Annotated in this window: 21 protein-coding genes and 1 pseudogene; 20 read left to right on the top strand and 2 right to left on the bottom strand. The window is 46.4% G+C overall.

Features of this window, described 5'->3' with window-relative positions:
* Positions 1 to 297: 297 nt before the first annotated feature.
* The 11 genes from K5677_RS14290 to K5677_RS14240 all read left to right on the top strand — a co-directional run bounded on the left by K5677_RS14290 (position 298) and on the right by K5677_RS14240 (position 9,084).
* A complete protein-coding gene (locus tag K5677_RS14290; RefSeq protein ID WP_296729312.1) occupies positions 298 to 723 on the top strand; it encodes an Hsp20/alpha crystallin family protein in 426 nt (141 codons plus the stop codon).
* A gap of 467 nt (positions 724 to 1,190) precedes the next feature.
* The gene (locus K5677_RS14285; protein WP_296729309.1) at positions 1,191 to 2,015 is read left to right on the top strand and encodes an HAD family hydrolase; all 825 of its coding nucleotides are present in this window, start codon (positions 1,191 to 1,193) and stop codon (positions 2,013 to 2,015) included.
* Positions 2,016 to 2,046: 31 nt separating this feature from the next.
* Positions 2,047 to 3,777, top strand: coding sequence for an indolepyruvate ferredoxin oxidoreductase subunit alpha (iorA, locus tag K5677_RS14280; RefSeq protein ID WP_296729306.1), 1,731 nt, complete (start codon positions 2,047 to 2,049; stop codon positions 3,775 to 3,777).
* Between the two features lie 175 nt (positions 3,778 to 3,952).
* Complete coding sequence (locus K5677_RS14275) at positions 3,953 to 4,159, top strand: hypothetical protein (RefSeq protein WP_296729303.1); 207 nt, start codon at positions 3,953 to 3,955, stop codon at positions 4,157 to 4,159.
* On the top strand, positions 4,137 to 4,532 hold the full coding sequence (locus K5677_RS14270; protein WP_296729300.1) for a hypothetical protein: 396 nt from the start codon (positions 4,137 to 4,139) through the stop codon (positions 4,530 to 4,532). Before K5677_RS14275 ends, K5677_RS14270 begins: the two co-directional genes overlap by 23 nt.
* Positions 4,533 to 4,558: 26 nt before the next feature.
* Positions 4,559 to 5,422, top strand: a complete 864-nt coding sequence (locus tag K5677_RS14265) for a hypothetical protein (RefSeq protein ID WP_296729298.1) — start codon at positions 4,559 to 4,561, stop codon at positions 5,420 to 5,422.
* A gap of 29 nt (positions 5,423 to 5,451) precedes the next feature.
* Entirely contained in the window at positions 5,452 to 6,027 is a 576-nt protein-coding gene (locus K5677_RS14260; RefSeq protein ID WP_028516063.1) for an indolepyruvate oxidoreductase subunit beta, read from the top strand.
* Between the two features lie 221 nt (positions 6,028 to 6,248).
* The gene (locus K5677_RS14255; RefSeq protein ID WP_296729295.1) at positions 6,249 to 7,556 is read left to right on the top strand and encodes a phenylacetate--CoA ligase; all 1,308 of its coding nucleotides are present in this window, start codon (positions 6,249 to 6,251) and stop codon (positions 7,554 to 7,556) included.
* Positions 7,557 to 7,720: 164 nt separating this feature from the next.
* Positions 7,721 to 7,945: a hypothetical protein gene (locus K5677_RS14250; RefSeq protein WP_028516065.1), complete on the top strand. Its 225-nt coding sequence runs from the start codon at positions 7,721 to 7,723 to the stop codon at positions 7,943 to 7,945.
* Positions 7,946 to 8,091: 146 nt separating this feature from the next.
* Positions 8,092 to 8,526, top strand: a complete 435-nt coding sequence (locus tag K5677_RS14245; RefSeq protein WP_296729291.1) for an amino acid-binding protein — start codon at positions 8,092 to 8,094, stop codon at positions 8,524 to 8,526.
* Positions 8,527 to 8,649: 123 nt separating this feature from the next.
* Entirely contained in the window at positions 8,650 to 9,084 is a 435-nt protein-coding gene (locus K5677_RS14240; protein WP_296729288.1) for a zinc ribbon domain-containing protein, read from the top strand.
* On the opposite strand, the gene K5677_RS14235 is transcribed toward K5677_RS14240, so the two are convergent.
* Positions 9,085 to 9,501, bottom strand: coding sequence for a hypothetical protein (locus tag K5677_RS14235; RefSeq protein ID WP_296729286.1), 417 nt, complete (start codon positions 9,499 to 9,501; stop codon positions 9,085 to 9,087).
* 78 nt (positions 9,502 to 9,579) lie between these two features.
* Between K5677_RS14235 and malQ the strand changes: the two genes are divergently transcribed.
* The 9 genes from malQ (at position 9,580) to K5677_RS14190 (ending at position 16,831) form a co-directional block, all read left to right on the top strand.
* Positions 9,580 to 11,052 carry a 4-alpha-glucanotransferase gene (malQ, locus tag K5677_RS14230; RefSeq protein ID WP_296729285.1) on the top strand — a complete coding sequence of 491 codons (1,473 nt, stop codon included), beginning with the start codon at positions 9,580 to 9,582 and terminating at the stop codon, positions 11,050 to 11,052.
* Between the two features lie 152 nt (positions 11,053 to 11,204).
* Positions 11,205 to 13,550, top strand: a complete 2,346-nt coding sequence (locus tag K5677_RS14225; RefSeq protein ID WP_296729282.1) for a glycogen/starch/alpha-glucan phosphorylase — start codon at positions 11,205 to 11,207, stop codon at positions 13,548 to 13,550.
* Positions 13,551 to 14,052: 502 nt separating this feature from the next.
* The gene (locus tag K5677_RS14220) at positions 14,053 to 14,490 is read left to right on the top strand and encodes a hypothetical protein (protein ID WP_072300612.1); all 438 of its coding nucleotides are present in this window, start codon (positions 14,053 to 14,055) and stop codon (positions 14,488 to 14,490) included.
* A gap of 4 nt (positions 14,491 to 14,494) precedes the next feature.
* Entirely contained in the window at positions 14,495 to 14,986 is a 492-nt protein-coding gene (locus tag K5677_RS14215) for a hypothetical protein (RefSeq protein WP_296729280.1), read from the top strand.
* Entirely contained in the window at positions 14,983 to 15,474 is a 492-nt protein-coding gene (locus K5677_RS14210) for a hypothetical protein (RefSeq protein ID WP_296729277.1), read from the top strand. Before K5677_RS14215 ends, K5677_RS14210 begins: the two co-directional genes overlap by 4 nt.
* A 152-nt stretch (positions 15,475 to 15,626) precedes the next feature.
* Positions 15,627 to 15,749 (top strand): hypothetical protein, encoded by a 123-nt coding sequence (locus K5677_RS14205; protein ID WP_296729275.1) that lies wholly within the window; start codon positions 15,627 to 15,629, stop codon positions 15,747 to 15,749.
* Positions 15,739 to 15,945 carry a helix-turn-helix transcriptional regulator gene (locus tag K5677_RS14200; protein WP_296729272.1) on the top strand — a complete coding sequence of 69 codons (207 nt, stop codon included), beginning with the start codon at positions 15,739 to 15,741 and terminating at the stop codon, positions 15,943 to 15,945. The genes K5677_RS14205 and K5677_RS14200 overlap by 11 nt, the downstream gene beginning before the upstream one ends.
* Before the next feature lie 11 nt (positions 15,946 to 15,956).
* Complete coding sequence (locus K5677_RS14195) at positions 15,957 to 16,388, top strand: hypothetical protein (protein ID WP_296729270.1); 432 nt, start codon at positions 15,957 to 15,959, stop codon at positions 16,386 to 16,388.
* 11 nt (positions 16,389 to 16,399) lie between these two features.
* Entirely contained in the window at positions 16,400 to 16,831 is a 432-nt protein-coding gene (locus K5677_RS14190; RefSeq protein ID WP_296729268.1) for a hypothetical protein, read from the top strand.
* A gap of 272 nt (positions 16,832 to 17,103) precedes the next feature.
* On the opposite strand, the pseudogene K5677_RS14185 reads toward K5677_RS14190, so the two are convergent.
* Positions 17,104 to 17,491: pseudogene (locus tag K5677_RS14185) on the bottom strand (pyruvate:ferredoxin (flavodoxin) oxidoreductase); the annotation flags it as partial.

The following is a 17,491-nucleotide window of genomic DNA, read 5'->3' as shown; positions in this document are numbered from 1 at the left end:
AGCGAGTAAGCAGTAAGAAATACGCAGAAGAACGTAGCCGCGTGCGTCCGTGTTGTTACGCCTTTTTAGGCGTGGCTTGTATTCTGAGCCCCTATGGGGCGTTTAAGGAAAAACCCCCGGCTTTGCCGGGGGATGCTTATTATATTGTCACAGAACCTTGATATTCCTTTCAAACAACAGCTGTATTATATAGACAATGAAACGAAAGGAAGCGATACCAATGGAAAGCGTGAAAAGTGCATATTATGAGGAAAACTGCATAGGATAAATATGAAATATCAATTGGAGGTATGATTTATGTATGGACTTACACCTTTCGGCGGCACAGGCTTTGGTCTGTGGGACACATTCAATGACTTTGACAAGAATTTCTTCGGAGGCAGTATGCCGATAAGCAGCTGCAAGACCGATATCCGCGATGACGGCGACAAGTACGTCCTCGAATCTGAGCTCCCGGGCTTTGAAAAAGAGGATATAAAGCTTGACCTCAGCGGAACTCAGCTCACTATTTCTGCTGAGCACAGCACAAACAATGACGAAAAGGACGACAAGGGCAACTATATCCGCCGCGAGCGCACATTCGGCTCGTACAAGAGAAGCTTCGATATCGGCGATATCGATACAGAGAGCATCAGTGCAGAGTACAAGAACGGTATCCTGACCATTGAGCTCCCGAAGAAATCTCCCGAAGCTCCTGCCACAAAGAGACTTGAAATAAAGTAAGGCAAAGGGGAGAAGCCTAATGCCTGCCATAATTTAATACACCACCCACATTCCTGCCATGAAGAAGCCATATTCTTCATGGCTGTTTTTTTGCCTGTCGGTGGTCAGCGGCAAACAGAAAGTGCGCTGAGAGTACGATTTTTAGTAATATCCCTCGCGGAGATATTTTTCCCTTATGAAGAATTATCGCGCGGAGCAAGGCAGCGGAGGCACTCCGTCACGCGCTGAGAGCACGATTTTTAGTAATATTCCTCGCGGAGATATTTTTCCCTTATGAAGAATTATTGCGCGGAGCAAGGCAGCGGAGGCACTCCGCTTTAGGCAGGATTAACATTCCGCGGGGTGAAAAACCGTCGGAATGTACAAATCTATTTTTGACAAAAAATAATATCTTCACTTTTCTCGCTAAATATGTTATAATACTATTATGAATATCCACGCAAGGTATACGGAGGTGAAGGTGCGGTTTGAAAAGGCTCTATATCAGCGATCTTGACGGTACACTGCTAAATCCCGAACCTAAGATAACAGCCCGTACGGCAGAGATTATAAACTCTCTGACGGCTAAGGGCATGAGCTTTACTTTTGCCACAGCAAGGTCTATATATTCGGCTGTACCGATAACATCGGCTCTGGATATAAACGTCCCCTGTATACTTATGAATGGCGTGAGTGTTTATGATATAAAGAATAAGCGCTATATAAAGAGCGAATTTATTGATCCTGCGGTGTCTGCAAAGCTCCTTGAAATATATAAGCGCCACGGAGTGGAATGCTTTATGTACCGCATAGACAATGGTGCCCTTACCTGTTATTATTCAGAGCTCACAAGCAGAGTTATGCAGAGCTTTGCAGAGGTAAGGAAGCATGAGTACAAAAAGCCCTTTGTGCAGTGCCGGCTTGAGGATTATGCCGACGAATACACGGTGTACTTCACTACAAGAGGAAAATATGACGAGCTTTATCCCGTAAAGCTTGAAGCCGAAAGGATAAAGGGAGTAGACCACGCCTTTTACCTTGATGTGTACGATGATTCATGGTATCTTGAGATATTCTCTCATAAAGCCTCAAAGTCCAACGGACTGAGATTCCTGCGCGAGGAGTACGGCTTTGACGAGATAGTCGCATTCGGCGATAATCTCAACGACCTGCCCATGTTTGAACAGGCTGATGTGAAAATAGCCGTAGGCAATGCAAGGGACGAGGTGAAGTCTGCCGCCGATATAGTTATCGGTACTAACGATGAGGACGGCGTTGCGGAGTGGCTCCTTGCAGTACACAATAAAACATGATAATCTTTATTTAAGAAAGGACATAGATATAATGAAGAAATTAATGCTTGGAAACGAAGCCTTTGCAAGAGGCTTATATGAAGCGGGCTGCCGCGTAGTATCAAGCTATCCGGGTACTCCCTCAACTGAGATAACAGAGGAAGTTGCAAAGTATGACGAGGTATATGCAGAGTGGGCTCCTAACGAGAAGGTCGCTATGGAGACAGCTCTCGGAGCTTCTATTGCAGGTGCGAGAAGCTTCTGCGGTATGAAGCACGTTGGTCTCAACGTTGCTGCCGATCCGCTCTATACAGCAGGATATACAGGTGTAAACGCAGGTATGGTCATCGCAGTTGCCGACGATCAGGGTATGCATTCCTCTCAGAATGAGCAGGACAGCCGTCATCACGCTATCGCTTCAAAGGTCCCAATGCTTGAGCCATCGGATTCCACAGAATGTAAGGAGTTCGTCAAGCTTGCCTTCGAGCTTTCCGAGCAGTTTGACGCACCATTCATAGTAAGAATGTCCACAAGAGTTGCTCACTCACAGAGCATAGTTGAAATGGAGGACCGCAAGGAGCTCCCATTAAAGGACTACGAAAAGACACCTAATAAATTCGTTATGATGCCTGCTTACGCAAAGGGCAGACACGTTTTCGTTGAGGAGAGAACAAAGAAGCTCATCGAGTACGCTGAGACAACTCCGCTCAACAGAGTTGAAATATCCGACAAGGCTGAATTCGGCGTTATCACCAACGGCGCTGCATATCAGTACGTCAAGGAGGCTCTCGGCGACAAGGCTTCTGTTCTCAAGCTGGGTATGGTAAATCCTCTCCCTGTAAAGCTCATTCAGGACTTCGCTAAGAAGTACGAGCAGATATACGTTATCGAGGAGCTTGACGGCATAATCGAGGAGCACTGCCGCAACATCGGCGTAAACAACGTAAAGGGCAAGGAGATATTCGGCTTCATAGGCGAGCTCCCACAGTCTGTTATCGCAGAGAAGCTTCTCGGCGAGAAGAAGGATTTTGTGGCTCTCGAAGATGATATTCCTGTACGTCCTCCTGTAATGTGCGCAGGATGTCCTCACAGAGGTCTGTTCTATTGCTTGAAGAAGCTTGGCGTAACAGTATCCGGTGACATCGGCTGCTACACTCTCGGAGCTGCCGCACCTCTCAACGCTATCGACACAACTATCTGTATGGGTGCTTCTATATCGGGACTCCACGGCTTCAACAAGGCAAGAGGAGCAGAGTCCGAGCACAAGAGCGTTGCGGTTATCGGTGATTCTACCTTCATGCACAGCGGCATGACAGGTCTTGTAAATATCGCTTACAATAATTCAAATTCTACAGTTATCATTCTTGATAACTCTATCACAGGCATGACAGGTCATCAGCAGAACCCCACAACTGGCAAGAACCTCAAGGGCGATCCTGCTGCGGCTGTTAATCTTGAAGAGCTCTGCAAGGCTATCGGTATCAAGCGTGTTCGCGTAACAGATCCTTATAAGCTTGCTGAGACAGAGGCTGCTATCAAGGAGGAGCTTGCTGCTGACGAGGCTTCAGTAATTATTTCCCGCCGTCCATGCGCACTTCTCAAGTACGTTAAGCACAATCCGCCTCTCAAGGTGAATGCGGACAAGTGCGTAGGCTGCAAGATGTGCATGAAGCTGGGATGTCCTGCTATCTCAATGCGTGACGGAAAGGCGGTTGTTGACCATACACTCTGCGTAGGCTGCGGCATATGTCAGGAGCAGTGTAAAGTCGGTGCTATCCAGTAAGCAATCGAATAATTAGTAGGGGAGCCCGCCCTCGGGCTCCCGTGAGTGATCAGAGCTAAGTATGGGACGGCGTCCTCGACGTCCCATATGCGGCGCCTTTTACGTCCCATATGCGCCGCCCTTGACGTTACCTGCATACAATCAATATAACGGCGCACTAAAACGGGGTATAATTATGAAAATCAGAAAGATAAGCTGTCCCTACTGCAATATACTCATGGAGTATACGGGGACTTACAGAATACAGCTTGGCGGAACCAACACTATTTTGCTTCATAGGCTTCCCACAAGTATTTACGAGTGCCCGAGGTGCGGAAAGCTTGAATTTTTCAGATTTAAGAAAACAAAGAGGAAAAAAGATGATACAGTTGCCGATATATGAGGAGTTCGCCCACTGGCTGGACGATATCCTCGAAAACAACGATATGCCCGAAGAAACAAAGGCATTTTGTTTCAATCTTTATGAGGAGTCCGATGAGGATCACATCTGCGGCGTACAGATAATAGCCGCAGGAGAGTTCGATCACGAGGACAAGGAGGGCGAATGGGCTTGCGAGGAGGTATGGAGCAGTGAGGAGAATATCTTCACGGTGGATACCTCTGACGAAGATGATACAAGCTGGGCTCACGCACAGGACCTCATAAAAGAAATGATAGAGGAATACCTAAGAAACGGAAAATATGCAGGTATCCTCAACGAGGCTAAGGCTGTTGCTGTAGGCTTCGTTGACGGTGAACTTGAGATCATTTCATAAACAATACATGGGGGGAGATATGTGAAATGGACGATCTTATGACAGGCGTCGGAAACAACGGCGGAATGGACGATTTAAGCAATATGAACGAGCTTGCAAAGCAGGCAGAAGCTGCTTTGCAGCCGCAGAATGGCTACGGACAGCAGTCCAGTGGCTATGGGGCTTCGCAGAATGGCTATGGACAGCAGTCCAGCAGCTACGGAGCTTCTCAGAACAGCTACGGACAGCGCTCCAATGATTATGGCAGTTCGCAGAGCAACTACAGCGATCCCTACAGGAGCGGCAGCTCGGGCTATGACAGCTCGTCATCGGGCTACGGCAGTACAGCGGCTTATACATATAACGACTTCGGCGGCAGTGATTCAAAGCTGATACCTGCGCTGAAAGCTTTTCTCGGAGCAGCTGTAGGCGCTATCCCGGGAGTTATTCTCGTTATTTTTGTTGCAAAGCTGGGCTTTATAGCTTCGATCTGCGGAGCGGTAATGGCTATAGGTATCTTTGCAGGCTATACCTTTATGACAAAGGATAATGAGCTGGATACTAAGATCGGACTTATCATATGCGGAGCTGTAATGCTTCTCGGTATATATATCGCTGTCAGGACCTCGTGGGTAATGAATATATCGGACGCTATTAAAGAGGGAATGTCTGCGGGCAAATCTATGCTTGCGGATTCTGAGCTTTCCGAAAGCGATTTAAACAGCCTCTATAAGCTGATATATGGCGTTGACGAGCCATCATTCTCTGAGTGTTCGTCGCATTTCAGCGATCTTCTTTCGCGTTTTGAACTGAAAGGCAAGTTCTTCCTTTCATTCCTCGAAAATCTTGGATTTGCTGTATTGGGCTGCTTTGGCTCGTTTGCTAAATTCGGCGGCGGCAGCAAGTATTAATTCAATAATCAACTAAGGAGTAATATAAAATGGAAACTAAATCAATCATGATAGTCGGAGTCGGCGGACAGGGTTCGCTTCTTGCTTCAAGACTTCTTGGCAATGTGCTTCTGGCACAGGGTTATGACGTAAAGGTCAGCGAGGTACACGGAATGAGCCAGCGCGGCGGCTCTGTTGTAACATACGTAAAGTATGGCGACAAGGTATATTCACCTGTTATCGAAAAGGGTGAAGCTGATGCAGTTATCTCATTCGAGCTTCTTGAGGCAGCAAGATGTCTCCCTTATCTGAAGAAGGGCGGCAAGCTCATCACATCTACACAGCAGATAGATCCTATGCCTGTTATCACAGGTGCTGCAAAGTATCCCGAGAACCTTGTTGAAAAGCTTAAAGCGGCAGGTGCAGAGCTTGTTGCAGTTGATGCACTTTCACTGGCTGAGCAGGCAGGCACAGCAAAGGCTTCAAATGTAGTTCTCATGGGTGTTCTTGCTTCACGCATGGACTATCCCGATGAACTCTGGCAGAAGGCGCTGGAGCAGTGCGTACCGCCTAAGTTCCTCGACCTTAACAAGAAGGCTTTTGAGCTCGGCAAAGCAGCTAAGTAATAGAGCTAAGAATTAAGAGCTAAGAACTAAGAACGATGTAGGGAACGCCGCCCTCGGCGTCCCGCAAGTTGCGAAATAAATATAAATGACCGATTGCAGGGGGGCGATGCCTACACCGCCCCGCTGGCACGAGTTTATTATATCGGGCGGATAATATCCGCCCCTACACACGAACATCATATCATAACATAATAAATCCATAAATAAGGAGTAGAAGTCCAATGGAAAAGTATTGGAACAAAGAGATCGAATGTATGCCCCGTGAGGAAATGAAAAAGCTCCAGGACGAGCGCCTTGTGGCACAGGTAAAGCACGTTTATGAAAACGTGAAGTATTACCGCGATCTCATGGACAAAAAGGGCGTTAAGCCTGAGGACATCAAGGGTACTGACGATCTTCACAAGCTCCCGTTTCTCAGCAAGGCTGATCTTCGTGAGGCATATCCCTACGGACTCCTTGCAAAGCCCCTCAGCGAGTGCGTAAGAATACACTCTACCAGCGGAACCACAGGCAAGCGCGTCGTTGCTTTCTATACTCAGAACGACGTTGATATGTGGGAGGAATGCTGTGCAAGAGCTATAACTGCGGCAGGCGGTACAAAAGAGGACGTAGTTCAGGTAGCGTACGGCTACGGACTGTTCACAGGCGGTATGGGACTCCACGGCGGCTCACATAAGGTAGGCTGTCTTACCCTGCCTATGAGCTCGGGAAATACCGAGCGCCAGATACAGTTCATGCGCGACCTTAATGCGACTATCCTTTGCTGTACTCCTTCGTATGCGGCATATCTCGGCGAGACCGTCCGCGATATGGGACTTACTCCCGATGACCTTGACCTCAAGGCTGGTATCTTCGGAGCCGAGCCGTGGACTGAGGAAATGCGCCGCAGTATAGAAAAGTCGCTGGGTATCAAGGCTTATGACATCTTCGGACTCACAGAGTCAAGCGGTCCCGGTGTTGCTTTTGAGTGCTCAGAGCAGAAGGGTATGCATATCAATGAGGACAACTTTATCCCTGAGATAATTGATCCCGAGACAGGTGAGGTGCTTCCCGACGGCGAGGTCGGTGAGCTTGTATTCACAAGCATTACTAAGGAGGCATTCCCTCTTCTTCGCTATCGTACACGTGACCTCTGCAAGCTCACAAGGGGCAAGTGCTCATGCGGACGTACTCTCGTAAAAATGGCTAAGCCTATGGGCAGAAGCGACGATATGATGATAATCCGCGGAGTAAATGTATTCCCGTCACAGATAGAGACAGTTCTCATCGAGCAGGGCTATTCGCCGAACTATCTTATTGAGGTAGACCGCGTGAACAACACGGATACCCTTGACATCAACGTTGAGATGAATCCTGACCAGTTCTCTGATAAGGTCAAGGATATGCAGAAGCAGGAGAGAGCACTGGCAAGTGCTATGAAGGATATGCTGGGCATCAACCCGAAGGTACACCTTGTATCGCCAAAGTCTATCGCAAGAAGTGAGGGCAAGGCTGTAAGAGTTATCGATAAGCGCAAGCTTCATGACTAAGTTAAAAGCAGACGGCAAAGGGGAGACCCCCTCCGGCGGAGCGCAGGTTATATTTGCGAGACTGGAATTTCAGGCTCGGCAGCCATATTTTTCCGCTAAGGGAAGACGACTGAATGCAGTCTGTTGAATAAAATATCTTTAATTATTTTAAGGAGGTTTCATTTATGAAAATCAAATTATTTTCCACAAACTATATGCCTGAGCAGGAGAAGTATCAGAGATTTGCGGCTTTTGAGAACGAGCTCAATCAGTTTATTCAGACTGTAAAGGTCATCGATATCAAGTACAGCACATCAGCAGGTCTTTGCCACGACGCACAGACTCATGTAAATGAGTATGTTGATGAGCATTCTGTACTCGTTATGTATGAGGATATCGACAAGAAGTGATCGCTTTTTCTGCGGTCGTGAGAGCTGATGCAAAGATATGAGATGTCCTCTTCTGCGCTTTGTGCAGAGCGAGGGCGCAAGGCAGCTATATGGCTGTAGGGGCTTTGCGGTCAGTCTTTGAAACAAACTAAAAGGAGGATCGTCGTATGTCAAACGTAAGACAGATCTCGGTTTTTGTAGATAATATGCCCAATCAGGCAGCAGGTGTTATGAGGATAATCAAGGAGAAGGGTATCAATCTGAGAGCCCTCAGCCTCGCTGATACTGCTGATTTTGGTATAATCAGGCTCATCGCCAATGATACCGAAAAGACAGTGGATATACTGAGAGCGGCTTCATATGCAGTAAATGTGACAGAAGTGCTGGCGATATCCATTCCTGATACTCCCGGACAGCTCAGCCGTGTGCTGGACGTGCTCGGTCAGGACAATGTAAATGTTGAGTATATGTACTCGTTCCTCGGTACCTCAGACAGGGCTGTATCTTTCGTTATCCGTGTTGACGATAACGCTCAGGCAGCCGAGGCACTCAATAAGAGCGGAATTATTCAGCTTACCGAAAATGATATTGCCGAAATGTGAATGTTGCACAAAAAGAGAGCCTGTTTTGAAAAAATATTAAAAACGCTTGACATAATTCCCGTTGATGTTGTATAATTATAATACGATATTTAACGAGAAAATATTCGACAGGAGTGATGGAAAATGGGACTTCTCGATAAATTTAATGACGCAAGCAGGGGGGTGTCGGAAAAGGCTAAGAGTATCTCTGAAGCCAATAACCTCAAAAGAAAGATACTTTATGAGGAAGAGCGTATAGTGGAGATATTTACCGACATCGGAAAGAGATACTATAAGAACCCGGATGATGATCCTGCGGCTCTTAAAGTACTTTGCGACGATATAGATACAAGACGCAGAAGAATTAAGAAGATGAGATTTGAGCTCAACGGCATAAGAGGCTATAAGATATGCCCCAAGTGTGACGCTGAGGTAAATGAACGCTTCCAGTTCTGCGGACGCTGCGGCGCAAGACTTCCCGATATTGAAGATGAGGACTTCATGTCCCTTGAAGCAAACGATTATTACACAGAAAGCAGCAATAACTTCTTCAATGCTGATTCTAACAAGAACTATTGATCACATGGGCTGTTCTGAGGCTATCGGAACAGCCTTTTTATTACAAAAGCGAGTCCTTATGTGCTTGCAGATGAGCCTTGCAGGGATACACAGCACAAACCAGAACGCCGAAAAGGGTATGCATATCTGACCAAGAAAATTAAAAGGCAGATCAGAGTAATCCCAGACGTTCCAGTGCATAATAATGTTATCATATATACCTACCGCAAGCTCTATAGCTGTTATGAGAAACGAGCCGAGGGCGCAGCTTTTCATAAGAGTCATAGTTCGGCGGATGTTTATGGCATAGAGGATAGTCATTACAAAGCCGCCTGTCAGGCACATTGTCCAGTGTGTGTAGCCGCGCATGACTATTTCAACAAGGCTGTAGCAGAAGCAGCCCATAAGGAATGAAAACAAAAGCTGTGATGGCTTCATGGTATCACCTCGAAAAAACATATATACATATTATTACCATTTTTATCTTGAATATTCAGGAAAAGGAGCTGAAAAAATATGCGAAAAAGCTGTATACTTATGCACATATCCAGCCTTCCGTCGGAATACGGCATAGGACAGATGGGAAGGGCGGCATTTGAGTTTGTGGATTTTCTCAGATCCGCAGAGGTAAAGTGCTGGCAGATACTGCCCCTTTCGCCTACAAGCTACGGCGATTCTCCCTATCAGTCCTTTTCGGTAAAGGCAGGAAATCCCTACTTTATCGACTTTGAGGTCCTTGAGGGGGACGGTCTTTTAGAGCATCATGAGTTTGCCTCATTTGAATGGGGAAATGATCCTGAGTCTGTGGACTACAGCCTGCTGTATCAGCACTGCTACGAGGTGCTGAAATTAGCCTACGGGCGCTTTAAGCCTGCGATATTTCCAGAGTATAAGAGATTCTGCGAGGAGAATAAAAAATGGCTGGACGAGTACGCTCTGTTTATGGCGCTGAAGTTCAGAAACGGCGGCAAGCCCTGGTACGAATGGGACGAGGAGCTGTCCATGCACAGGGCAAAAGCGGTATCAGCAGCGAAAAAAGAGCTGAAAAAGGACATCGGATTCCATAAGTTCATACAGTTTGAGTTCCAGCGTCAGTGGAGCGAGCTGAAAAAATACGCCAACGACAACGGTATTGAGATAATCGGTGATATTCCGATATACTGCGCTCTGGACAGCGTTGAGGCGTGGTCCTCGCCGAGACTGTTCCAGTTTGACAGAAAGCGCAGACCTATAGCTGTGGCAGGCTGTCCTCCTGATGATTTTTCGCCTCTCGGTCAGCTCTGGGGCAATCCCCTTTACAACTGGAGCTACCACAAAAAGACAGGCTATGAGTGGTGGATAGACCGTATCAGCGCCGCAGTGAAGCTTTACGATATTGTCCGTATCGACCATTTCCGCGGCTTTGAGAGCTATTATTCCATTCCCTACGGCAACGAGGACGCGACGGTAGGAGAGTGGGAGAAAGGTCCTGACTATGAGCTTTTCAGACTTGCCGAAGAAAAGCTGGGCAGGCTGAATATCATCGCTGAGGATCTGGGCTTCATTACTCCCGAGGTAAGGAAAATGCTTGATAAATGCGGCTATCCCGGCATGAAGGTGCTGCAATTCGCCTTTTCTGACGGTAAGAATGAGTACCTGCCCCATAACTTCAGCAGCACAAATTACTTCGCATATACTGGTACACATGATAATGAGACTCTCAACGGCTGGGTGGAGACCTTAGACAAAAAGTCACTGAAATTCACTATGAAATACCTTAACGTCAAGAAGAAAAAGGACATACCTATGGCGGTAGTCCGCGCGGCTTGGGGAAGCGTTGCTGAGGTGGCTGCGGCGCAGATACAGGACTTCCTTGACAGTCCCAAGGAGGGCAGAATGAATACGCCCTCTACGCTGGGCGGCAATTGGCAGTTCCGCACTAAAAAGTCGGATTTCACACCTGAGCTGGCGAAGAAGATACGTAAGCTGAACAGATTGTATAACCGATAAACAGTTGAGAGTTGAAAGTGGAGAGTTGAGAGTTAAGGGTGTGACCTGTCGGTCACGTATCTGAATTTTTTTAATCTGTTCGCGTAAGCGAACACCGCAACTCTCAATTCTCAACTCTAAACTCTCAACTTCAAGAATAGGAGTAAGGGAATATGGATAAGAAAATGTTTATGGAAAAATTCACAGGAAGACTTCCGAAGGATATAAAGTCTGCCACACCGCAGCAGCTTCACGACGCTCTCGGCAAGACCGTTATGGAGATGTTTGCTGACCGCTGGGACAATGCCCGTCAGGAGCACCTTTCAAAGCGCCGTGCAGCTTACCTCTCAATGGAGTTCCTTGTGGGACGTGCAGTGTACAATAACCTGCTTGTTCTGGGTATCTGCGACGAGGTGGAGAAGATATTCTCGGAGCTTGGGCTTGACCTTGCAAGCCTTGAGGAAATAGAGGACGCAGCCCTCGGAAACGGCGGTCTCGGCAGACTTGCCGCCTGCTTCCTTGACAGCGCAGCTACACTGGCGCTCCCTCTTGACGGCTACGGGATACGCTATAAGTACGGACTTTTCAAGCAGTCTATAGTTGACGGCTTTCAGCGGGAGGACATCGATGACTGGACAAAATACGGCGACCCGTGGTCAGTTCGCTGTGATGAGGATACAGTTCTCATTGAGTACAGCGGTCAGACCGTAAAGGCAGTGCCCTATGATATGCCTGTATTCGGTTTCCGCACCGAAAACGTGGGAACGCTGAGACTCTGGCAGGCTGAGCCCGTCAAGGAGTTCGACTTTGACGTATTCAACAAGCAGGACTATCTTGAGGCTTCAAAGGAGAAGATATACGCCGAGGATATATCCCGTGTGCTCTATCCTAACGACGATACAGACGAGGGCAAGAAGCTGAGATTAAAGCAGCAGTATTTCTTCAGCTGTGCTTCACTGACCGATATTATTAGGAAGCACAAGGCAAGATACGGTACTCTCGACAACTTAGCGGACTACATCTCCGTACAGCTTAATGATACTCACCCTGTTATCTCTATCCCCGAGCTTATCAGACAGCTTGTGGATAACGAGGGCTTCACCTTCGAGAAAGCCCTTGAAATGGCTAAGAGAATATTCAATTACACTAATCATACCGTTATGCAGGAGGCTCTGGAAAAGTGGCGCACAGACCTTGTGGAGGAGCTTCTCCCGAGGATATACGCTATTATTATCCAGATAAACGAGGCTCTTATGGCGGAAATGTACGCAAAGGGCGTGGAGCGCTCCAAGATAGACCGCATTAAAATAATCAAGGGTGACCTTATCCATATGGCGGATATGGCTTGTTATGCGTCAAGTCATATCAACGGCGTTGCTGAGATACACACACAGATACTAAAGGACACTGTTCTCGCAGACTGGTTCAGCCTATATCCCGAGCGCTTCCGCAACGAGACAAACGGTATCACTCAGCGCCGCTGGATAGCGCTCTGCAACAGGGAGCTTTCCGCGTATATTACGGAGCTTCTTGGCAGTGACGACTGGATAAACGACCTCGACAGGCTCAAGGAGCTTGCAAAATATGCCTATGATGAGAACGTGCTTCGACGCTTTATTGACATAAAGCAGGGCAAGAAGCGTCAGCTGGCTGAGTTCATTAAGGCACACGACGGGATTGAGATCGACGAAAATTCTGTTTTCGATATTCAGATAAAGCGCCTGCATGAATACAAGAGACAGCTTCTCAATGCCTTCTCCATACTGTGGATATACTACGGAATAAAGGACGGAAGTATAACGGATTTCAAGCCCACAACATTTATATTCGGAGCTAAATCTGCTCCGGGATACCGCCGTGCAAAGGCAATAATCAAGTTCATCAATGAAGTGGGCAAGGTAGTCTCAGAGGACAAGGATACCCGTGACCTTATCAAGGTGGTATTCGTGCAGAATTATAATGTTTCCTACGCCGAGAAGCTTGTTGCGGCGGCTGATGTTTCAGAGCAGATTTCTACCGCAGGCACTGAGGCAAGCGGAACGGGCAATATGAAGCTTATGCTCAACGGTGCGGTAACTCTCGGTACCTACGACGGTGCTAACATCGAGATAGTGCAGGAGGCAGGCGAGGAGAACAACTACATCTTCGGCGCCCGTGTTGAGGAATTGGAGAAGATAGTTCTCGAGTATGACAGCCGCAGTATCTTTTCATCTGATGATATGATACGAAAGGTGGTATCATCACTTATCGACGGCACTGTTTCCGACGGCGGAAGCGGTGATTTCCGCGAGCTGTACATGGCTCTCCTTGACGGCGCAAGCTGGCATACTCCAGACCATTATTACCTCCTCGGAGATATGAGGGACTACGTTGAGACAAAGCTTCGCTGTGTAAGCGACTACAGTGCAGACAGAATGGGCTTTGCTCGAAAGCAGTGGCTGAATATGTGCAATGCAGGCAAGTTCAGCTCTGACAGAACTATTGCAGACTACGCTGAGAATATTTGGAAGATAAAATAACAGCTATTTATCGGGGAAAACCTTTCTGAGGAAAGGTTCCTCTGACGGAGGCGCGCCCCTCTGTCCTGCGGACATCTCCCCGCACTGCGGGGAGTCACCCCGAACCCCTTTCCAAAGACTTTTAGCTGGTTTTTTCTATGATAGAGCCACCTTTTAGTTTATAAGAGGGGGCAAATTTGTTTTGGGGCTCTATCATAGAAAAAACGAAATAACGGTCACTGAATGGGATACGGGAAAATCTTCTTCAGAACGGCTGCCTCAATAATAAGCATTATCCTCCCTCATATATACTCCCAAAAACGCGTTTTTTCAATGCAAACAGGTTGAATTTTAGAAAAATAATTTTTGAGTTCTGCGTTTTATACAAAACTATTATCCGCATTTGTGAGCTTTCACAGATGCGGATTTTTCAGTGACAAATGTCACTGAAATAGTGACAAATGACACTTTAATGTGCTGCCTTTAATATGGTATTATAATATCAGAAAAGGGGGGAGTGACTATGAAAAAGTCAATGAAAGTATTGCTTATTGTTTCAGCGGTGATGACAGTGATCGGTGCTGCTTCACTTATATTTGCATGGAGCTTGCGTATTCTGTTTACCATAGGGCTCAGTATGGGCTTCGGTGTAATAATATCACATTTTATCGGCAGTAAGGAAAGAGACAGAGTGCCTGTATGGCTGAGCATTCTATTTGTGCTTTCGTTTATTCCCATAATGCTCTGCTTTTACTGGTCCATAGATGCAGCAGTCAACGGTACAGGCGGAGGAATGATATTCCGCAAAAAACACGGCTGGGAGGCATTCTCTGAGACTTTTCTGATAACAACGTTACTGCTTACGGTGATACCTGCTATACCAATGGCAGTTATAGTGCAGATCAGATTCATAGCATTGTGTATAAAGCTGAGGAAAAAGAGAATTTCTGAAAGGAGCTGATCTTATGAATAAGGTCGAAAAGGTGCTTATAGGCGTATTTGGTCTGGGAATATGCGTATATCTTGCGGAATGCATAGACAGGGGAATGAGATACGGCTTCAGCGGTGGATTTCTTGATTATATTACTTATCCCATATTCTCGGCATACGGATTAATATTAGCAGTGTCGGTGATAGGTCTGATAACGCTGTTTATCGTTCACGCAATAGTCAAGAGAAGAAAAAAACGCGAGTTAAGGATAACAAGGACTGATAAGATATGGTTCGCAATATCATTTTTGCCTGCCGCTCTGCTCCTGCTCTATGGGCTGTACAGTGCTATAGCAGGTGTGGATTTCCTGTGGTCGAAGTGCTACGGCTTTGAAGGCTTCATTGTAGCAGTTGTTTTCGGCGGTATCCTTATAATCCCTGTGCTTCCTCTGTGTATCATCTGGCAGATAATTTATCTGACAGGACGTCATAAAGCAAAAAAGGCAGAAAAGGAGCTGAGCTTATGAAAAAGTATGAAAAGGTTTTATTGGCGGTATTCGGAAGCTGTGCAGTTTTGGCGATATCATTTTTGCTGTATTCGTGGCTGGAATTGGAAAAAGGACTCGGTGAGCTTGATGATGAGACAATGGTTCTGCCATTATGGGGCACATTCCTGTCGTTATTCGGTGTATTGGCTGTTTTGGTGTCGTGGAGACTGAGAAAACGTGCTGAAGCAGGTGAGAAGCCTATATCCAAGCTCTATAAAGCAAGCTTTATACTGTCCTTCGTGCCATTTGTATGGTTGGTGATATATTCTTTTTACGGCATGGCGGACGGCTTTACATTCATGTCATCTACTACCTATGGTGGAGAAGCCTTCTATGAATACTTTGTGTGGTACGGAGTTATTATATTCGGAGCACTTATCCCTGTATTCCCGTTTCTCGTCTTCTGGCAGATACTTTATATCATCAAGAGGATACAGTACAGGAAGCTTATGAGAGCAAGAAGTTAATAGTGAGAAAGAGCTCCCCGATATTATGTCGGGGAGCTCTTATGTTAAAATATAAAAATATGTAAAGCTGGCTTGACAAAAAATGTAAAGCGTGCTATACTATAATCACAGACAAAGTAAAGCAAGTTTTACATCAGTGAGGAGGTAATATCATGGCTGAGTTTTTACTCGATTTCATCGATGCGGCTTTGCCGTGGGTGACAGCAGCTACAGCACTTGCGGTCGTTTTTGCTTATAGCGGCAGGGCAAAGAAGGAGAATAAACATGAAAAATAAAATTCAGGAGCTGCGGAAAGCCAGAAAGGTCACGCAGCAGGAGCTTGCCGACGCTCTCAGCGTCACGCGGCAGACTATTATATCACTGGAAAACGGGAAATACAATGCATCTCTCACTCTCGCCCATAAGGCGGCGCAGTTCTTCGGCACTACCATTGAGGAGCTGTTCATATTCGAGGGCGAGGAGAACTTATAAGGAGGATTATTATGGAAGAATTCAGAAAGAAAATACATAGGGAATTAATAGTAATGCGAATATTGTGCGTTCTGGTTATCGCTTCACTGTTGATATATAAGATACTGACAAGGGATAGTGACAGCTATTTCTCAGGCGTTCTCTACGGAGTTACAGGAGCTATGGTTGCTTTGGGGATCGGCTATTCGGTAAGATTCAATATGGCTCTGAAAGATGATGTGAAGCTGAAGGAGATGTACATACAGCAGAACGATGAACGCAACAAGCAGATATTGAAGGAATCAGCACGGACATCAAATACTATTTACCTTTTTGTGACTGCTATTGCAGCAATAATTGCAGGCGCATTCAGTGAAACTGTTTCAATGACACTTAGTATAGCGATCGTAATATATTCGCTTATCGAAGTAGGTGTTTCGGCATATTACAACAAGAAAATATAAGGAGGATAATTATGGAAGAATTCAAGAAGAAATTACAGAAAAAGCTCTGGATATCAACCTTTTGCTGTCTGTTTGTACCGTTTGTACTTATCGTGATGCAAATAATCACTAAGAAAGACGTGGATTACGCAAGCGGAATGATATACGGTGCTGTCAGCGGTGCGCTTGTTACAGCGGTGTTTAATCTTGCGCGTATGTATTCGGCTCTTCATAATGAAGATAAGCTCAAAAAGATGTACATAGAAGAAACGGACGAGCGTAATATCATGCTGAATAAGGAAACATGCAATACAGCGCTTATAATAAGTCTTATATGTATCTCATTCGCTTCCGTCATAGCTTCGTTTTTCAATATCGGCATAAGTATTGCCCTTGCCGCTGCAGCCTGCTTTACGGCTTTGGTTACAGTAGTTGTGAGGATATACTACAACAAAACAATGTAAAACCAAAACTCCCCGATAGCTGTCTCGGGGAGTTTTTTTACATTCGTTTGTACATAGTACACGTTAAACTGCCGTAAGCGATAGCAGACTATCTGATTTGCAGAGAGTGAGCGAGTTTACGAGCGTCAACGTGGCAAGGGTGCAGTGTCACGCTGCAAAAACTCCCCGATACCTGTTCGTATCGGGGAGTGATTTTATATTCGTATGTGCACGTTAGTTTTCAAGCGGAAATATTCCGTTTGATCGGTCTTCAACGAAGAGCGTCACGCTGCTTACTTCTCAGCGAGCTTTGTGAGGTACTCGTAACGATTAGCAGCAGTCTTCTCTGCCTTCTCGAAGAGCTCCTTAGCACGGTCTGGGAATGAACGTGTGAGTGCGCTGTAACGAGCCTCGTTCATGATGAAGTCCTGATATGACTCTGTTGGAGCCTTGGAATCGAGCTGGAATGGGTTCTTACCCTCAGCAGCAAGACGTGGATCGTAACGGAAGTTGTTCCAGTAACCGCACTTAACAGCCTTCTCCATCTCAGCCTGACAGTTAGTCATACCGCCCTTGATAGAGTGCATCTCACAAGGTGCATAGCCGATGATGAGTGATGGGCCCGGATAAGCCTCAGCTTCCTTGATTGCCTTGAGTGTCTGGTTCATATCAGCACCCATA

The organism is Ruminococcus sp. (assembly GCF_024684275.1).
This window is presented reverse-complemented; position numbering and strand designations above follow the sequence as displayed.